At 56.8% G+C, this 18,259-nt stretch carries 20 protein-coding genes; 13 read left to right on the plus strand and 7 right to left on the minus strand.

The genetic code is table 11. From position 1 onward, the window contains the following. The 6 genes from paaA to SLH47_RS11430 are packed head-to-tail and all read left to right on the plus strand — an operon-like array spanning position 1 to position 4,061. On the plus strand, positions 1-978 hold the full coding sequence (gene paaA, locus SLH47_RS11405) for a 1,2-phenylacetyl-CoA epoxidase subunit PaaA (protein WP_320239636.1): 978 nt from the start codon (positions 1-3) through the stop codon (positions 976-978). After that, positions 975-1,475 (plus strand): DUF3291 domain-containing protein, encoded by a 501-nt coding sequence (locus tag SLH47_RS11410; RefSeq protein WP_320239637.1) that lies wholly within the window; start codon positions 975-977, stop codon positions 1,473-1,475. The genes paaA and SLH47_RS11410 overlap by 4 nt, the downstream gene beginning before the upstream one ends. Next, entirely contained in the window at positions 1,472-1,756 is a 285-nt protein-coding gene (gene paaB / locus SLH47_RS11415; RefSeq protein ID WP_320239638.1) for a 1,2-phenylacetyl-CoA epoxidase subunit PaaB, read from the plus strand. Before SLH47_RS11410 ends, paaB begins: the two co-directional genes overlap by 4 nt. Next, positions 1,756-2,508: a 1,2-phenylacetyl-CoA epoxidase subunit PaaC gene (gene paaC, locus SLH47_RS11420; RefSeq protein WP_320239639.1), complete on the plus strand. Its 753-nt coding sequence runs from the start codon at positions 1,756-1,758 to the stop codon at positions 2,506-2,508. The genes paaB and paaC overlap by 1 nt, the downstream gene beginning before the upstream one ends. Before the next feature lie 2 nt (positions 2,509-2,510). Beyond that, on the plus strand, positions 2,511-2,981 hold the full coding sequence (gene paaD / locus SLH47_RS11425) for a 1,2-phenylacetyl-CoA epoxidase subunit PaaD (protein WP_320239640.1): 471 nt from the start codon (positions 2,511-2,513) through the stop codon (positions 2,979-2,981). A 12-nt stretch (positions 2,982-2,993) separates the two neighbouring features. Beyond that, entirely contained in the window at positions 2,994-4,061 is a 1,068-nt protein-coding gene (locus SLH47_RS11430; RefSeq protein WP_320239641.1) for a 2Fe-2S iron-sulfur cluster-binding protein, read from the plus strand. A gap of 30 nt (positions 4,062-4,091) precedes the next feature. Here SLH47_RS11430 and SLH47_RS11435 read toward each other — a convergent pair whose 3' ends face one another. From SLH47_RS11435 to SLH47_RS11460, 6 genes are all read right to left on the minus strand, one after another. Further along, positions 4,092-4,841 carry a glucodextranase DOMON-like domain-containing protein gene (locus SLH47_RS11435; RefSeq protein ID WP_320239642.1) on the minus strand — a complete coding sequence of 250 codons (750 nt, stop codon included), beginning with the start codon at positions 4,839-4,841 and terminating at the stop codon, positions 4,092-4,094. Between the two features lie 16 nt (positions 4,842-4,857). Continuing rightward, entirely contained in the window at positions 4,858-6,345 is a 1,488-nt protein-coding gene (locus SLH47_RS11440) for an alpha-amylase family glycosyl hydrolase (RefSeq protein WP_320239643.1), read from the minus strand. Between the two features lie 101 nt (positions 6,346-6,446). Continuing rightward, a complete protein-coding gene (locus tag SLH47_RS11445; RefSeq protein WP_320239644.1) occupies positions 6,447-7,637 on the minus strand; it encodes a carbohydrate porin in 1,191 nt (396 codons plus the stop codon). Between the two features lie 135 nt (positions 7,638-7,772). Continuing rightward, complete coding sequence (locus SLH47_RS11450) at positions 7,773-8,840, minus strand: LacI family DNA-binding transcriptional regulator (protein WP_320239645.1); 1,068 nt, start codon at positions 8,838-8,840, stop codon at positions 7,773-7,775. A gap of 570 nt (positions 8,841-9,410) precedes the next feature. Next, on the minus strand, positions 9,411-9,773 hold the full coding sequence (locus tag SLH47_RS11455) for a hypothetical protein (protein WP_320239646.1): 363 nt from the start codon (positions 9,771-9,773) through the stop codon (positions 9,411-9,413). Positions 9,774-9,792: 19 nt separating this feature from the next. After that, positions 9,793-10,311, minus strand: coding sequence for a hypothetical protein (locus SLH47_RS11460; RefSeq protein ID WP_320239647.1), 519 nt, complete (start codon positions 10,309-10,311; stop codon positions 9,793-9,795). A gap of 395 nt (positions 10,312-10,706) precedes the next feature. Here SLH47_RS11460 and SLH47_RS11465 point away from each other — a divergent pair, with 395 nt between their 5' ends. Further along, positions 10,707-11,930: a helix-turn-helix transcriptional regulator gene (locus SLH47_RS11465; RefSeq protein ID WP_320239648.1), complete on the plus strand. Its 1,224-nt coding sequence runs from the start codon at positions 10,707-10,709 to the stop codon at positions 11,928-11,930. A gap of 166 nt (positions 11,931-12,096) precedes the next feature. Here SLH47_RS11465 and SLH47_RS11470 read toward each other — a convergent pair whose 3' ends face one another. Beyond that, positions 12,097-12,219, minus strand: a complete 123-nt coding sequence (locus tag SLH47_RS11470; protein WP_320239649.1) for a hypothetical protein — start codon at positions 12,217-12,219, stop codon at positions 12,097-12,099. 434 nt (positions 12,220-12,653) lie between these two features. On the opposite strand from SLH47_RS11470, the gene SLH47_RS11475 reads away from it, so the two are divergent. The 6 genes from SLH47_RS11475 to SLH47_RS11500 all read left to right on the plus strand — a co-directional run bounded on the left by SLH47_RS11475 (position 12,654) and on the right by SLH47_RS11500 (position 18,248). Further along, complete coding sequence (locus SLH47_RS11475; RefSeq protein WP_320239650.1) at positions 12,654-13,973, plus strand: ABC transporter substrate-binding protein; 1,320 nt, start codon at positions 12,654-12,656, stop codon at positions 13,971-13,973. 97 nt (positions 13,974-14,070) lie between these two features. Continuing rightward, the gene (locus tag SLH47_RS11480) at positions 14,071-15,018 is read left to right on the plus strand and encodes a sugar ABC transporter permease (protein ID WP_320239651.1); all 948 of its coding nucleotides are present in this window, start codon (positions 14,071-14,073) and stop codon (positions 15,016-15,018) included. Then, positions 15,015-15,977: a carbohydrate ABC transporter permease gene (locus SLH47_RS11485; RefSeq protein WP_320239652.1), complete on the plus strand. Its 963-nt coding sequence runs from the start codon at positions 15,015-15,017 to the stop codon at positions 15,975-15,977. Before SLH47_RS11480 ends, SLH47_RS11485 begins: the two co-directional genes overlap by 4 nt. Next, entirely contained in the window at positions 15,974-16,168 is a 195-nt protein-coding gene (locus tag SLH47_RS11490; RefSeq protein WP_320239653.1) for a hypothetical protein, read from the plus strand. Before SLH47_RS11485 ends, SLH47_RS11490 begins: the two co-directional genes overlap by 4 nt. Further along, positions 16,169-17,263 (plus strand): ABC transporter ATP-binding protein, encoded by a 1,095-nt coding sequence (locus SLH47_RS11495; RefSeq protein WP_320239654.1) that lies wholly within the window; start codon positions 16,169-16,171, stop codon positions 17,261-17,263. Next, positions 17,256-18,248: an ABC transporter ATP-binding protein gene (locus SLH47_RS11500; protein WP_320239655.1), complete on the plus strand. Its 993-nt coding sequence runs from the start codon at positions 17,256-17,258 to the stop codon at positions 18,246-18,248. The genes SLH47_RS11495 and SLH47_RS11500 overlap by 8 nt, the downstream gene beginning before the upstream one ends. Positions 18,249-18,259: the final 11 nt, after the last annotated feature.

Consider the following 18,259-nt stretch of genomic DNA (forward strand, 5'->3'; position numbering starts at 1 on the left):
ATGTATGCACAAATGATCAAATCCGAGGCGACGCCGGACGACCCGGAAAAACTCGCCGCCTTTCAGGCCCGCATCGATGCGGGCGAAAAGATCGAACCGAAAGACTGGATGCCGCAAGGCTATCGTAAGACGCTGATCCGCCAGATCGGCCAGCACGCCCATTCCGAGATTGTCGGCCAATTGCCCGAAGGCAATTGGATCACCCGCGCGCCGACACTGGAACGCAAGGCCAACCTGCTGGCCAAGGTGCAGGACGAGGCGGGGCATGGTCTTTACCTTTACTGCGCGGCAGAGACCCTCGGCGTCAGCCGGGATGAGCTGACCGAGATGCTGCTCGACGGACGCATGAAATACAGCTCCATCTTCAACTACCCGACCCTGACTTGGGCCGATATGGGTGCGGTCGGCTGGCTCGTCGATGGGGCGGCCATCATGAACCAGGTGCCACTGCAGCGCACATCTTACGGGCCCTATGCCCGCGCGATGGTGCGTATTTGCAAGGAAGAAAGCTTTCACCAGCGGCAGGGTTTTCACATCATGATGGCCATGGTGAACGGCACCGCTGACCAGAAACGCATGGCGCAGGACGCGCTCAACCGGTTCTGGTTCCCTGCGCTGATGATGTTCGGCCCGTCTGACAAGGACAGCGTGCATTCGGCGCAGTCGATGGCCTGGAAGATTAAGATGAACACAAATGACGAGCTGCGCCAGAAATTCGTGGATGAGACGGTACCGCAGGCCGAGTATCTGGGCCTGACGATCCCCGATGAGACGCTGAAATGGAATGACGAGACGGGTCATTACGACTTTGCCGAACCCGACTGGTCTGAGTTCTTCGACGTCATCGCAGGCAACGGCCCCTGCAACACCGACCGCCTGAATGCACGCCAGAAGGCCTGGAATGACGGCGCCTGGGTGCGCGATGCAATGATGGCCCATGCCGAAAAGAAACGTGCGCGAAAGGTGGCAGCGGAATGATTAATCCCCCTTCCCCGGACTGGCAGTTGGCCGAGGTCAACCTTGCCAGGCTGAAGGCCCCGGTCGGCTCACCCGTTGTGGCGGAGTTTGTCGACGCGCTCGACCGCGTCAATGCCCTTGCCGAGCGGATGGATGGTTTTGTCTGGCGTCATGTGGACGAGACCGGCAATGCAACGGAAACGCGGGTTCATGATGATCCGCTGGTGATCTACAACGCATCGACCTGGCGCGATGCCGCGGCGCTGGAAACCTTTGTCTGGGGCACGATCCACCGCCAGTTCTATCATCGCCGGGCGGAATGGTTCGATGCGCTCGGCTCCATGCATTTCGCCTTGTGGTGGGTGCCGCCAGGTCATCGACCGACGCCAGAAGAGTCAGCGACCAAGCTCGCTACACTTGAACAAGACGGACCGAGCGAAGCCGCGTTTGGCTGGGCGGATTTGCCCGGCGCGACGCGCTGGAGGGAGGAGCGGTGCCCGCCGCTTGCTGCAGAATGAGCAAGGAATGGCCCCTTTGGGAAGTTTTCATCCGTGGTCAGCACGGGATGAGCCACCGGCATGTTGGCTCGCTCCACGCCGCTGACGCCGAACATGCAATCAAAAACGCCCGCGATGTCTATACGCGCCGCAATGAGGGCGTCAGCATCTGGGTGGTGGAGGCCGCGCAGATCACGGCATCCAGCCCTTCCGACAAGGGCCCGATGTACGATCCCGCCCGCGACAAGGTCTACCGCCACCCGACCTTTTACGACATCCCCAAGGATGTGGGGAAAATGTGATGGATCACCTCTTCGCATTCCTCCTGCGGCAGGGTGACAACGCGCTTGTGCTCGGCCATCGCACCTCTGAATGGTGCGGCGTCGCACCCGCGCTGGAAGAGGACATCGCGCTTGCGAACACAGCGCTGGACCTGATCGGTCAGACCCAGCTTTGGCTGGGCTATGCAGCCGAGGTTGAGGGCGCTGGCCGCACCGCCAATGATCTCGCCTTTGGCCGAGACGCTTATGATTTCAAGAACCTGCTGATGCTTGAGGTCCCGAACGCGGATTTCGGGCGCACGCTCTTGCGGCAGTTTTTCTTCGACGCGTTTCAGGTGCCGTGGCTCACGGCACTTCAGACCTCATCCGACCAACGTGTTGCCGATATCGCAGCCAAGTCGCTGAGAGAGGCGCTCTATCACCTGGACCGCTCTGCCGAAACAGTGATTGCCCTTGGCGACGGCACCGAGGAAAGCAACAAAAGGATGCAAGCGGCGCTGGACTACATTTGGCCTTACACGGGCGAGATGTTTGCAGATGACGCCACTGATACGGCCATGCAGACGGCGGAGGTCGCGCCGCTGCCATCCGCTATGCGCGACACATGGCAACAGACTGTGACCGATATGCTCACGCAGGCCCATCTGACCGCGCCAGAAGGCAGCTTTGCTCATTCCGGCGGGCGCTCTGGCTTCCGCCACACCGAGCATCTGGGCCATATGCTGGCAACCATGCAAGTGCTGCATCGTTCTTATCCGGGTGCGGTCTGGTAGTCATGGCGGTGCTTGATCAACCGACCGAGGCGCAGGTCTGGGACTGGCTCGAAGCCGTGCCTGATCCGGAGATCCCAGTAATCTCGGTGGTCGATCTGGGGGTGATCCGCGGCGTATCGGTGACCGAAGCGGGCGTCACGGTGACGATCACGCCCACCTATTCCGGCTGCCCGGCCATGGCGATCATCGCGCTCGATATTGAGACGGAGCTTGCCAAACGCGGCGTCGCGAACCTGACCATCGAAACCCGCATCGCGCCCGCATGGACCACCGACTGGCTGTCGGACAAGGGCCGGGCGCGGCTGGAGTCTTACGGCATCGCCCCGCCGCAACCCGCTGGCGGCCCGGAACGCTGCCCGCATTGCCAGTCGAAAGACGTCGAGCGGGTCAGCCAGTTCGGCTCCACCCCGTGCAAGGCACAATGGCGCTGCCGGTCCTGCCTCGAACCCTTCGACTACTTCAAATGCATTTAGGAGGGCGCACCGATGCCCAGCTTCCATGATCTGAAGGTGACTGCGATCGAGAAGACGACCCGTGATGCCGTCGTCGTGTCGCTCACCCCGACAGACGATGCTGATTTCAGCTTCACCCAAGGCCAACACCTCACGTTTCGCCGCAGTTTTGATGGCGAGGAGCTGCGCCGGTCTTACTCCATTTGTTCCGGTCGCGGGGACGGCACCTTGCAGGTCGGGATCAAACGGGTCGAGGGCGGAAGCTTTTCCACATGGGCCAACACCGATTTAAAGGTTGGTGATACGCTAGAGGTGATGCCACCCGTTGGCAGCTTTCACGCACCCACGAAGGTGGATGCCCCCCATATCGTCGGTTTCGCGGCGGGGTCGGGCATCACACCCATCCTGTCAATCCTCCGCACAGAACTCGATGAGAACCCGCAGGCAACGTTCACGCTCGTCTACGGCAACCGCAACATCAACTCGATTATGTTCCGCGAGACGCTGGCGGATCTCAAAGACATCTACATGGGGCGGCTTAGTGTGCTGCATATCCTGACAGATGGATCAGAGGATATCGACCTGTTTAAGGGGCGCATCACCGAAGCGAAGTGTACCGAACTCTTCCGCCAGTGGATTGATGTACACAGCATCTCCATGGCCTATCTTTGTGGTCCTGAAGGGATGACCGACGCGGTCACGCGGGCCTTGCATGCCCACGGCGTACCAAAGGAAAAAATCCGGCGAGAGCTGTTCACGAGCGCGCAACCGGGACGCGCCAAGAACCGCCCCAAGCCCAGCGCAGCGACCGCTGCCGGGATCACCGCCCGTGTGACGCTGGACGGAGAGACACGGAGTTTTACAATGGACCCGTCAGAAAGCCTGTTGGAAGCCACGCGAAAAAACCAGATTGATGCGCCTTTTGCCTGCTGCGCCGGTGTCTGCTCAACCTGCAAGGCCAAGGTGCAAGAGGGCGAGGTTGAGATGGCCGCCAACCACGCGCTTGAGGATTACGAGGTCGAGCAGGGATATGTGCTGACCTGCCAGTCTTTCGTCAAATCCCCACGCGTTGTCTTCGACTATGATCAGGCGGGTCACTGAACCTCAGCTCTGCGCATGAATACCCATCCGTTATCCATCGCTTGCACGGATCATCTGAATTGTCGCCATCGTGGTTCCGCAATCGTAGGACAGCTGCCCAGAGCCCCCCAAGACATCGACGACATGGGGGTCGCAATTCCCGTCAACGCCGCCGCCAAAGCGATACTCACCTTCGAATTCGTTCACGCGCCGCGTCAGCAGGTCGTTGTCTTCCGGGAAGCCTTCATTCGATTGAACAACCACCTGAAAACCCCAATTTTCCAGCGGCAAGTCAGGGAGCTTGTCCAGCGGTACATAGGCGCTGATTGTATGATCAGCGGCTGAGACGCCTTCGACCGGAATGACATTCGGTGCCAGATCGCCTGCTTTCCGGATTTCTGAAACGACGCGCTCAAAAGGTTGCGGTGAGACGACGATTGCGCGTTCCCAGCCGCTATTTTCGGCGAATGCGATGTTCAATCCGGGCAAACCCACACTATGCCCACCGGGCTGGGTGTCGATGAAGACGAAAAACATCTGCACATCGAACCCACCTGCCATGTTCCATTCGTTCCGGATCGGCGCTGCCATCTCGAATTCCAGATGTAGCCCATCGCCTTCTGGCGTTGCCTTGAAGGTCACGAGATCAAAGACACCGGGTCGGAAAACCGGATTGGTTGGATAAACCAACGCCCCATCGCCATGATCGTCGCCACGTGGATCAGTGAATGAGACGGTTTCGGCTGCTGCGGCAGTCGACAAAAGCAATGCGGATAAGGATGCAAGAATGGCGCGTTTCATGGCGATCTCCCTTGGTTCATTCACTGTCTGGCGTCAGGATCCAAATGGAGCGTGGTGGCAATTGAAGTGACAACTGTCCATCCGAGGCGATCAGATCACGACCGGTCAGGCGTTCGGTCCATCTGTCCTGACCTTGAAACGCTGCATCGGTCAGGGTTACTGATTGTTCGGCAGCACCGCGATTGACCGCCACAAGTGCCACTTCGCCCTGCCAGCTTCTGGCAAAGACCAGCAGGTCACCATCGTATGAGACCGGGCGATAAGTTCCCATGGACAGCGCGGGCGTCGCCCGCCGGATTGCGATGAGATCGCGATAAAACACAAGCATGTCGTCGTCTTGCGGGATCCCTGCACCGGGCAAAATTCCCTGATCACCCCACGGCATGGCAGAGCGGTTGTCGGGCCAGTCGCCGATATCACGCGCCACCTCTTCACCATAAAAGATGATTGGCATGCCGATCGATGTCATCTGCAGACCAGCGGCAAGTCTAAACAGCTCTCGGTCGCCGCCTAGCTCAAGCAGCAATCCGGGCTCGTCATGGCTCGACAAGTAATGGCCCAGAACAGCGCCGGATGTGTGTGCATGACGCCGGGGCAGGAACCCCTTTCCGTAGGCGACGGTCCGACCCCGCCCCAAAAGCCAGTCACGGGTCGCACCACGGAATGAAAAGTCGATGCCGCCATTCATCAACTCCGGGGCGAAGTATTGTGATGAGAGCGTGGCGGCATTCGCACCCCAGACCTCGCCCAGGGTCAGAAAATCGGCTCCGAACCGTTGGGTCACCAGCTGCTGGTTCTGTGCGAGCACCGCAGGTGCCACATGTTTGGCGGTGTCGATCCGGTATCCGTCAAAGCCGATCCGCTCCACCCAATCCGCGTGTGCGGCCAGTACATGTTCGGTCACCTCTGCTTGCTCCGTGCGCAGGTCCGGCAGACCGAACAAGCAAGAAGTCTGGTCATCCTGACCGCATTGCACACCTTGTCTGACCCAATCGGGATGCGCGCCCAGAAAGTCACTGTCATAGCCGACATGGTTAAAGACCACATCCACGATAACCTTCATGCCTCGTGCATGCGCGCCATCGACCAATGCCTTGAGTTCGGCCTCTGTCCCCAGACGGTCGTCCAATGCGTTGAAATCGTCAGCCCAATAGCCGTGATAGGCCCAGTCCGGGAAACCGACGCCATCCACGAAACCGTCGATATTGTCGACAATCGGTGTGATCCAAAGGGCGGTGACCCCCAGATCATCGAGATAGAGCAGTTGATCGGTCAGCCCTTTCCAATCGCCACCGTGGAAGTAACCCGGCTGGCTGCGGTCAACCTCATGCGCATTTGGCTTCCCGTCGGCAAAGCGGTCCGGAATGACGAAGTAGACAATCTCGCGGTTCCAGTCCGAGCTTGCGGCGGCCGCGACACCCTCACTCTCGCCAAGGGTTGGCCCGGCGCAGGCCAGCAATAGGGGGATGAAAAGAAGCTTCAGTGGAATTGCACGAAGACGCATCTGATCTTTCCTTCCATCATTTTTTTTAAGGGGGGCGTCACCCGATTGCATTCGTTCGGGTGACGCGACGCTATCGATAAAGCGATCAAACAGCGGCTGACTTAGAACCAGGTTTCGAACTGGACACCGACAGTCGTGCCTGTGGTATCGTCATCGAACGCGGCCTGATTGCTGATTGCGCCAACGTCGCTCCAGCTGCCTTGCGTTGCAAAAAGGCGCAGTTGCGGCCGCGACCAGAAGCCTGGCTTGCCGAAGGTGTAGATGCCCGCGATGGTGGCCTTTGTCAGGTCACGGGTTTCGTCCGCGGCTTCGTCATCCACATAGTCGAAACCGACCTCGACAGCGACGGCGAAATTATCGTTGATTGTGTATTGCGGACGGACCCCAGCCGAGCTCCACGCGGTCTGCGTACCGTCGTCGTCATCGATCTGATGCAGTGCCACGAAGAACATCTCAAGCCGTTCGCTGAGCGGGACAAGACCGTGGACCTGCGCACGTGTCAGCGAACGATCTCTGGTCGCAAAAGAGGCGCCATCGCCGAAAAAGCCCCAAGCGGCCCCCTCGGAATACATCAAACCAGCCTTAAGAAAGCCGCCGAAGAAGTTGTTGCGCTGCAGGTGACCGCGCACGGCAAATCCGTCTTCGCCTGGCTCATCCTCATCAACAACGGCATAAGCCAGCCCCACTTCGCCGAACAGATCCTCGCCCAGTGCGATGTTTTCAACCCGTGAATCCAGTGTGACAACGGTCGAGTCCTGATCAGAGAACGCGGCAACCGACAGATCACCAAAGCCCAGTTTGACGTTTTCAACACCCGCGCCAAAGCCGGAGAAGTTCGAATAGTCTTCGTAGTAGAAGTCGATAATATGGATGTCTTTACGCTTGTAGTAACGGCGTCCGGCCCAGATAGTGCTTTCGCTCAAAGCGCCATCACCGATGCCCGCATAACCGAGCCAAGCCTCTCTCAGCGCAAGGTTCGCATCCACTTCACCGCTGACGCGCAGATCATTGCTGTCACCGGAGAGGTGGTAGCGAACGCCGCCGACGATCTTGCTGCCGTTTTTCAGCTCATTGGTCAGGTTGACGCCAAATTCGCCGTAGAAATCTGACTCGTTGCCAAGGCGATAGTTAGTCCAGGCCCCGTTCAGCTGCAGCTCTGCAAAGTCGCCGCCATTGCTTTCGCCAACGCCTATCCGCAGATAGCCCGTCTGTGAATAGCTGACTTCGGCCTGCGCCGCCGCACCGCTGAGCATGGCCAGACCAAGCGCTGTTCCCGTGAGTATTCTTTTCATTCTTTCCTCCAATGTGATCCGGCTTTCCGGATGTGTTTGCGGTGGGGGAGCGCAGGCAACACCTATCGGTCAGCGTCCTGACGGACGCTGTTGATTTCATCTCCTTGCGGAAATTCCCTCCCTTAGTGCGTTGCCCTAAGCTTCCCCTCCAAGACCCGGGCTGGGTCGTCCGATCGACTTTCCGAAGATCATCTCACATGCCAGGTTCCGACATTGGTCGGGCCCAGGCTTCATTCCCTTTTGGCTGACATTGATTGCGACTTCGGCCAACGGACCGCTTGTGTCGCTCCAATCAAAGTAAGTACGGCAAAGTTCCGGGATACTGGTATCAAGGCGCACCGGATCACCACCATCATCATTGGCGACAAGCGATACGTCGTCTGGCACCTTCAGGCCCAGTTCAACCAGAATGTTGGCGCAATCTTGGGCCAGCGCGACAGACCCACACATGATCGCGGTGGGTTTCGGCCCAAGGCGGCCCGAAAACAGCCCCAAGAGCTGCGCCTTCAGCTTTGACGGATTGTCCCCATCCATGATGATCATGTGTTCATCCGCCGCGAGCCCCGCCTCATTCAGCACCTCACGATAGGTGTCGTGGCGCTGGACGGCATGCGTGGTGTCGGGCGGCCCCTGTACGAACGCGATATGTTTGTGGCCGAGATCAAGGAGTGCAAGCAAGGGATCGCGGACGATCTGGGCGTTGTCTACAGATACGAACGGCAGATCAGCGCCCACCGGCGGTAAACCATGCACGACAAACGGGAAATCGACCTCTTTGAGGAAAGCAATCCGCGGGTCGTCCTGCATCGGCGCGCCGACGATGAATGCATCGACAATGCCCCGCTTGATCATGTCCTGATATTTGGCAACGGCGGTTTCGTTGGGCGACTTGACCGAAAAGACCAGGTCAAAGCCACGCTCTGCCAGTTCGCACGAAAGGCGCGAGATCAGCTCGAGGAAATCAGGGCTGCCCGCATCCCGCGTTTTGCGGACGAGTTCCAGATCAGCGATCAGGCAGATGATGTTGGATTTGCCCGAGACCAGCAGCTTCGCCGCACGGTTCGCGACATAGCCAAGCTCGCGGGCGGCCTCCTCGACACGGGCGCGCGTTTTGGGATGGACATCATCGAAACCGTTTAGCGCGCGGCTGACCGTTGCCGTCGACAACCCTACCTTCTTGCTAACGTCCCTGAGGCTTACCATTCATCGTCTCGAATCTAAACGTTTAGATTCTGGTATCGGTATGGACCACGCTTGTACAGAAAAATGTTAAAAATATTGCTATATTCACTGTTTTTCTATGTGAGAACGATTAGATTATACGGAAAATCGTTCTGATTTGTTAAATCGACTCTGGATTTTTGAGATCGACGCTCGGTTACATGCTGCACCCAAAACGCTCGGACGGTGATCGCGGATGGAATGATTTTTGGGCATCAGTCTGGCCGATTTGGAACACCTGTTCAGTCACTAACCCACCGAACGATATCCCAATCCCTTAGCGTCGTTTGTCGCCCTGCTGATCGAACCTCACCCTGCCGACCTTATGATCATCGCGCGCAAAAGGCCGTTACCATTCTATGACCGCCCCTGGGTAACGCGATATTGTTTCAGTCTTGTCGTTACCGTCAGTCGGATGAAGCAGATGGTCGAATCCCCTCTGACCATCTGAGGGCTGAAGACAACGAGCGCATTTCAGTCAGAAGCGACCGCTACTCGGAAATGTTGGATTGGTTGGACCGACTGGCTAGTCAAGGAAGGACTGAAGCTGCCTCAAGAATCAAATCGAGCGACGTTCAGGATGAACTGGCCGGTCGTGCCATCGGACAATCTGAATGTCCCAGTAACATTTCCCTCTGATAGACTTGTTGTCATGGCCGTTGTCCCGGTGCGTCCATCACTGCAATCAAGTGGGACGGTCACGCTACCGCCCAGTTGCCGTGATTGCGCAGGGGTCAGATCACCGCGGCAGGACCAGCCACTGTTTGATGAGATTTCGATCGCATCGGTATTAGATCCACCTTCGATACCAACGGCGGCGATTGTTTCGTTTTGGCTCGTTAGGCCACTTCCGGATATTGTTCCGGTACAGCCGGCCAGCAGCAAACCAGCGATGGAAGGAATGTAGAACCGCATTTTGCGCTCCATGCTTAGTTTAGGGAAATGTTATCGAGACAGGTTTGTAGGACAGAATGTCGTTCGTTCGGATGCCGGAGTTTAGGGCCCTCTCAGTTGCAATCCCACCAGCGACGGTCCCGAATGCACCACCGACCAGACCAGCAGCACGTACCGCGCGGCGCTCTGCCGATAGGTTGAACGTTGGCACTGTCACCTGAACAGATCGTTCGTCGATGCGGCATTCGACTTCAAGCGGCGGTGTCTCGGGCCCAAAGCTTGGCAGGTTCGCAACAGCGGGCGTTGAGAGGGTAAGGCTGAAATATGCGGTATCGACCGAACAAATTGCACCCGTGATTTCATCCCCTTTGGCATCGAATGCACGGAACGGAACAAGTTCAAGACTACGCAAACCTACAGACTGCGCTGCCGGCTTGTAGGTTGGTATGACAGGCGTTGTATTCTGTGATGTCACCAACGGATCACCACATCCAGACAAAGCGATGGCCAGCATCAGTTTGCTGGTCAGACTTCCGAAACGAAAACGAAGCAGTTGCATTGGAAAACCCAAGATCCTCTCTCGAAATTGCGTGATGATAAGAGTGCTTTGGCGCTTCGGATGACGGCGAAAGGCACCTCTGTTGCGCCGAACGGAAAGCCGTTCGAAATGTAAATATACTCAAACCTGTCAAGCGCGCCTTGGTGGCCGGGGCATTGTGTTGGCACGTTCTTCTCCAATTCAGGCCATTCACTGGACAGGCTCAGTTCAAGCGATGTGTTGCTCGCCTCTTGCGAAAATGGCTAAGCCCGGAAAATGCCAATCGCAACAGATGCACTGACGTGCCAATGGGCTCGGACATTTGGAATGCGGGTGCTGGCCATGTGCTGGAACTGGTGTTGGTCTCACCATAGAGTAGCGAAGAATACTGCGATCTGGCCGCAAGGAGTGAACCCGTGAGTTTTGAAACAGCTGCAATACTGCTGCAGGTGCTTCTAAAGCTGTTCATTATAACGGGCATTGCCTTCTTGGCACACAAGCGCTCGACCGCGCTGACGGCGCTATCGGCGCTATGCGCATACTCCGTCCTTGTCGACATCGTGAATCTCTCGAGCCTGTTCACGAACGACGAGGCGGCATTCCTCGCTCTGAAGTCGGCGCAGCTAGCGATCGGATACCTGTTCGGACCCATCGTCTTGCTCTGTGCCCAGTGTTTTGTAGCCGACGGGAAACCGCAGATGTTCAAAGAGCTTCTGCGCGGTCATTGGTTCTTGCGAATTGCGTTGCTCCTTCTCTTGCCCTGCGTACTGATCTATTTTGCGGACGCGGCGGGCTTGCTATCAGATCTCGACCCGACGATCTTGGGCGGATTGCGTGCGGCAGGATTTTTGATCTTCCTGACGATGGGACTTTGCTTTGTACCATTCACACTGATTTTCTATGCCCATGCATTCTCGGTCCTGTCGACCGACTGGCGGAGACCAAGCCTATGGCTCCGCGATGACAGCAAGCCGCGACGCGCCTTCAAACTGTTTCTTGCCCTCGGTGTCATTTATCTGTTGATGGTCTTCTCGGAGATCGTGAACTACACACTGAACGCTTTCTACGGCGTTCCACTGGTGATGCCCGTGCCAGTGGATCTCTTTGAGATTTCGCTTTGGTTCGTTGTTGGTCAGATATCGATGCACATCATTGTTGCGATCACCACGCAATCCCCGGATCGTACCGAGCCGCAAGATCTTGCAGAACCGAGTGGGGCAGGTGTCACGCAAGCGCGCTATGCAAAGTCAGCACTCAATTCAATTGGAGCTGACCGGATCAAAAAGCGGCTGCACACAGCAATGTGCAACGAAAAAATGTATAAGAACCCATTTCTCAGCTTACCGGCATTGTCTGAGCACATTGGTTCCAACCCCCACCGCGTGTCGCAAGTCCTCAACACCCAGATGAACATGTCGTTCTATGCGTTTCTCAACTATTGGCGGATCAAAGAGGCTAAGCGATTGCTCCTTCATCAAGACACCGCAATCAGCGAAATTGCTCTGGCAGTGGGCTATAACAGCCGTTCAACCTTCAACGCTGCGTTCAAGGCCGAAACCGGGCACAGTCCCAGCACATTCCGTCGACAACACCGCGTCGACGAGGGTGTGACCGACCAGCTGTCGGGCCAAACAACCTGATAGAACTTGAGGGACCTCCTTCGAAAGGACGACAAGTTGGTGTCGTGCCTCACCGGCATGCGTGGCAATGGCTGCTATCGCATTGGGGGAAGCCCAATAGGCGGCTTTGAGGTATCGCTATCGGTCCTTAGATCAACATGCAATCTATCAATTGACCCGCAACGTCTTAGCCAAGTCCAAGATCATCATCAAAAGGAACGATTTGAGAGTTTGACAATCGAATGGCGAGGTCACCTTTTTCTTGTTGAAGGAAATTTTCTGCAACCCATTCCGCAAGATCAGATGCCACGGCCAAGATACTGAAGGCGGTCAAATCCAGAATGTCGAGACGTATGACGCATTCGAGGTATTCGCCTTTTGCATCGACCAGAAAGGTCCAGCCCGAGACCAACCCAGAAGTCAGATTTCGCACTTTTGCATGAGTTCAGTGTTCTAACATTTGACTGAAAGAGAGTTCCAACATCCAGTCTGAAACGGCTCAGAGAGATTCTCCGAGGAGGCCGATTTAGGTGAGAGTAGAGGCATCAATCCGCCGCGCCTTCAATTCCATCAGAAACAGCAGGATGTCAGAGGGTAGCTTATAACTTATTGTTTTATATAAATAAAAGTATTAATGAGGTACGCACCTCAGAAATTCTTAGACTTGAGGTGCGTACCTCATGTAGCGTCAGTATATGCCGCGATTCGTCTTGACGCAGTGCGGCGAAGAAACGGGAGGATTGAATGTTACAATCGAAACTGGCGACCGCCAGTGCCATCGCAATCGCTGCCACAAGCATCGCATCGACGGCACAGGCCGAAGACCTGACACTTTGCTGGGCTGCTTGGGACCCAGCCAATGCGCTGGTCGAGCTGTCCAAGGAATTCGAGGCCCAGTCGGGTCACACGATGAATTTTGAATTTGTGCCTTGGCCGAACTTTGCGGACCGAATGTTGAACGAGCTGAATTCGGGCGGCAAGCTTTGTGATCTGCTGATCGGCGACAGCCAATGGATTGGCGGCGGTGCCGAGAACGGCCATTACGTCAAGCTGAACGACTTCTTCGATGCCGAAGGCATTTCCATGGACGATTTCGCTCCGGCGACCGTCTATGCGTATTCGACCTGGCCGAAGGGAACGCCGAACTACTACGCTCTGCCCGCAATGGGCGATGCGAACGGCTGGTTCTATCGCAAGGACTGGTTCGAGCGGGAAGACATCCGGGCGGCTTATCAGGACGCGACCGGTCAGGAACTTCGCGAGCCGCAATCGCAGCGGGAACTCCTGCAGATCGCGCAGTTTTTCCAGGAGAGAGAGATCGACGGCAAGACGGTCTATGGTGCTGCCATCTTCACTGAGCGTGGCTCAGAAGGTATCACAATGGGGGCGACAGGCGCGCTTTATGCGTGGGGTTTCAAGTACGAGAACGAGCCCGGCTCCTATGACATGGAAGGCGCGGTGAACTCACCTGAAGCCGTCGAAGCGTTGGAGTTCTACAAGGAGCTCTATGAGACTGCGACACCGCCGGGCTACACGAACTCCTATATGGGTGAATCGCTGGACGCCTTTAAGTCGGGTCAGGTGGCGATGGCCATGAACTGGTTCGCCTTTTTCCCGGGTCTCTACGCTGATCCCGCCACCGGCGGCGACAAGATCGACTTCTTCGTGAACCCGCCTCAGAACATCGCGGCGTCCACGCTCGGTGGTCAGGGTATCTCGGTCGTCAGCTATTCCGACAAACAGGACGCAGCACTTGAATACATCAAGTGGTTCGCACAGCCGGACGTGCAGGCGAAATGGTGGGAGCTTGGCGGCTACTCGGCGCATAATTCCGTCCTTCAGGACCCGGGCTTTGTCGACAGCCAGCCATTCGCAGGCGACTTCCTTGAGGCCATGGACGGCGTTCAGGACTTCTGGCAGGAGCCGGCTTACGCCGAACTGCTCCTTGCGATGCAGAAGCGCGTGCATGACTATGTCGTGGCCGATCAGGGCACAGCACAGGAAGCACTCGACAAGCTCATCGAGGACTGGACCGAGGTCTTCGAAGACGAAGGCAAGCTCTGATCTCCTTCTGCGCGCGGCTCGTGGGGTCGCGCGCGGTGGACATTTCGCGCCGGGGTCATTCCGGTCCCGGCGCCACTTGAAGTAACAGGCCAACACTATGTCGAACCGGACAATAGATCGCGTTGCGACGGCAACGCCCGCCCCAGTTGCGCGCAAAATCAGGGGGCTTTCGGATCGGGCCATCGCCTGGATTTTCGTGGCGCCTACGATCTTCCTTTTGCTGGCGATCAACATCTTTCCGCTGATCTGGACGATCCGGTTGAGCTTTACCAACTATCGCGCGAACCGACTGAACCGGGAGCCGGAATTCATTGGGCTCAGGAACTACGAAAGAATCCTGACGGATAGCGACATCTGGTTGAACATGCAGGCCACGGCGCACTTTCTGTTCTGGACAATCTTCTTTCAGGTTTTGATTGGCTTCACGCTGGCCTGGCTCATCAACAAGAAATTCAAAGGTAACGATCTCTGGACCACGATTATCGTGCTGCCGATGATGCTGTCGCCAGCCGTAGTCGGCAACTTTTGGAAGTTCCTGTATCAACCGCAAATTGGCCTCTTTAACTACATCGTTGCCTTCTTCACGGGGAAAGATCCGTCCAGCTTTGAGATGCTGGGACAGGTGAATCTAGCGCCTTGGGCAATCGTCATTGTGGACACATGGATGTGGACGCCCTTCGTGATGCTGATCTGTCTGGCAGGGCTCCGAAGTATTCCAGACTACATCTATGAGGCCGCCGAAATCGACAGGGCGTCTAAGCTTAGGCAGTTCTTCACCATCACGATCCCGATGGTCCTGCCGTTCCTCATGCTTGCCGTCCTTTTCCGCGGGATCGAGAACTTCAAGATGTTCGACCTCGTCGTGCAGTTGACCGGCGGCGGACCAGGTTCTGTTACAGAGCTGACATCGATCAACCTCAAGCGCGAAGCGTTCGAGAAATGGCGGACGGGATATGCGTCGGCCTATGCGATCATCTTATTTGTGACGGTGTTCGGCTTGGCCAGCATCTACGTCAAGGCCCTGAACAAGGTGAAAGAGAGATGAGCAGTTTCTCCGTCAATGAACCCTCGAACCGAACGAAATGGTTCGCAGGCACGCTGGTCATCCTCTATGCGCTCATCACGATGATCCCGCTGGTCTGGATTGCGATCACCGGGTTCAAAAGCCCCTCGGACGCAATCGCCTATCCGCCGAAATATATCATTGGTTCTGACAGCGAGGCGGGCTTCAAGCCGACGCTCGAAGGCTACGTGAACCTCTTTACGACCCGTACGCGGCAGACGCAGGAATTTCTCGATGCTAACCCGCCCGAGAACTGGGCCGACGAAATAGTACGCCAGTACGATATGGTCATCGTTGGTCCGTCGAAGTTCGGTGAACGCTTTCTGAACTCGGTCATCATCGGGTTTGGCTCGACCTTTCTCAGTGTCTTTCTCGGCACGCTCGCCGCCTATGCCTTCAGCCGCTTCAAGATCCCGCTAGCCGATGATCTGCTGTTCTTCATCCTGTCGACGCGGATGATGCCCCCTATCGCGGTCGCGATCCCGATCTTTCTGATGTACCGTAACCTTGGTCTGTCGGATACGCATCTGGGCATGATCCTGCTTTATACGGGCGTGAACATTTCGCTCGCCGTCTGGCTTCTGAAAAGCTTCATCGACGGCATCCCAACCGAGTACGAAGACGCTGCGCTGATCGATGGCTACACCCGGTTCCAGGCGTTTTACAAAGTTGTCTTACCGCAAGCCGCGACGGGTATCGCTTCGACCGCGATCTTCTGCCTGATCTTCGCCTGGAACGAATACGCCTTTGCCGTGCTTCTCACGACGGCCAACGCCCAGACCGCGCCGCCGTTCATCCCGACCATCATTGGCATCGGCGGCCTCGACTGGCCCGCCATCGCCGCGGGCGTCACTATCTTCCTGTTGCCGGTTATGATCTTCACCATCCTCTTGCGCAAACACCTCTTGCGCGGGATCACATTCGGAGCCGTTCGCAAATGAGCAGATTCTTCAACGGTCTACTCCACCTTCGTCGCGGCCCCTGGGAAATGGTGGCCACCATCATCATCGCGGTGGGAGTCTTCATGCTGATGCAGCCTTTCGTCATCTGGGCGTTCACCTATTCTTTCATCGTAACTTTGATTGGGACCGTGATGTTCATCATCGTCAGCCATTTCCCGGAGGACGAGTGAATGGCGCAGATCGTTATCAAGGACCTCAAAAAGCAGTTCGGCGATTTCACTGCCGTTCGCGAAAGCTCCTTCACGATTGAGGATGGAGAGTTCTTCATGCTTCTTGGCCCCTCGGGTTGCGGCAAGACCACGACGCTCCGGATGATCGCCGGGCTTGAGCTTCCGACGTCGGGCGATATCTTTCTTGATGGCGAGGAGATCTCGCAGCGCCCGCCTTCGGAACGGGACATCGCCTTCGTTTTCCAGATGTTTGCGCTCTATCCGCATATGAACGTCCGCAAGAACATCAGTTATCCGCTGGTCAGTCAGGGCATGTCGCGAAATGCGGTAAAGGCCAAGGTTGCCGAGGTCGCCAAGATACTCGGCATCGAAGACATCCTTGATCGTCCGGTTGGTGGCCTGTCCGGGGGTGACCGGCAGCGGGTTGCCCTTGGTCGCGCTATCGTACGAGAGCCAAAGGCATTTATGATGGACGAACCGCTTGGCGCGCTGGATGCCGAGTTCCGCGAGCATATGGCCGAAGAACTTCGTGCGCTTCACGACCGCATGGGTGCCACCACGGTTTACGTGACACACGACCAGCTGGAAGCCATGCAAATGGGCGACAAGATCGTTGTGATGAACAACGCCGTGGTCGAGCAATTCGGCACCCCGCAGGAGATCTACGACAAGCCCGCCACGATGTTTGTTGCCGATTTCATTGGCTCACCTTCCATGAACTTTTTGAAATTCCATGGAAGAATCGCAAGCGGCGCAAGTGACGTGGCCATGCATGACAGCATATTCGCCGTGCCTCAGACACGCGAACCCTTCGAAGGCGATATGGCCTTCGGCGTCCGGCCTGAGCATATCAGGTTGTCAGATGACGCAAGCTTCAGGGCAGAGATTTTGGCAACCGAATACCTGGGCACCACCCAAATCGTCACGCTTGATACTGCGGGCGGCGAAATCAAAGCCCGCGTGCCGTCAACGCAGGTAGCGAAGATGGGTGAAACGGTAGGGCTCGACTTTGACCCCGGCACGATCACGCTCTTCGATCGTCAAACCGGCCGGGCGCTGAAATCCGAATTGAACGAGGGCGTGCTCCATGGCTGAGGTTGCGCTCAAAAACGTCTCAAAGGCCTTTGGCAAAACCAAGGCCGTTGACGATATCTCAATGACAATTGAAGACGGTGCATTCGTCGTTCTTCTCGGTCCGACCGGCGCGGGCAAAACGACGATGCTGCGTCTGATCTCGGGCCTCGAAAAGCTCGACAGCGGCAGCGTACTTATCGGCGGGCGGGACGTTGGCGCCGAGACGCCTGCCCAGCGCGACGTCGCCATGGTGTTCCAGCAGTACTCGCTCTATCCGCACATGACCGTGCGCGACAATCTCGCATTTCCGCTTCGGTCCCCGATCCTGAAAACGCCTGAAGACATGATCGCCGAGAAGGTCAAAAAGATCGCAGAGGTTCTGCAGATCCCCCACAAACTCGACAACAAGGCGACCGAATTGTCAGGCGGCGAAATGCAGAGGGTCTCTATTGGTCGTGCTCTGGTGCGTGATCCGCAGATTTACCTGATGGACGAACCGCTTAGCTCGCTGGATGCAAAACTGCGTGCTGACTTGCGCGTCGAACTGAAACGTATCCATGCTGACCTTGGGTCGACGCTTCTCTATGTCACTCATGACCAGATTGAGGCTATGACAATGGCCACCCATATCGGTGTTCTCGAAGAGGGACGGCTGGTTCAGTATGGAACGCCCAAACAGATCTACGAGAACCCCAAGAGCGTTTATGTGGCCAGTCGGTTAGGATTGCCGCGCATCAACATTCTGCCAGCGGAGCTTTTCCCCGGACAGCACAAGGGTGCGCAAATCGGACTTCGCCCGGAGAACATCCGGCAGGGTGATGGGATCGAGGCGTCTGTTGTTCGCGCCGAACATCTGGGCGATCAGACGCGGCTGCACCTTAACCTGAAGGGACACGCGATCACGACGCTGACCGACCCCCATCAAGACTATTCTGCCAACACGATCATAAAAATATGCCCGCTTAACCCACTTTACTTCGACGCCAACGGTGCGCGGATCGTTTAAGGGAGGACCAC

Source organism: Cognatiyoonia sp. IB215182 (genome assembly GCF_033963905.1).
Taxonomy (GTDB): Bacteria; Pseudomonadota; Alphaproteobacteria; order Rhodobacterales; family Rhodobacteraceae; genus Yoonia.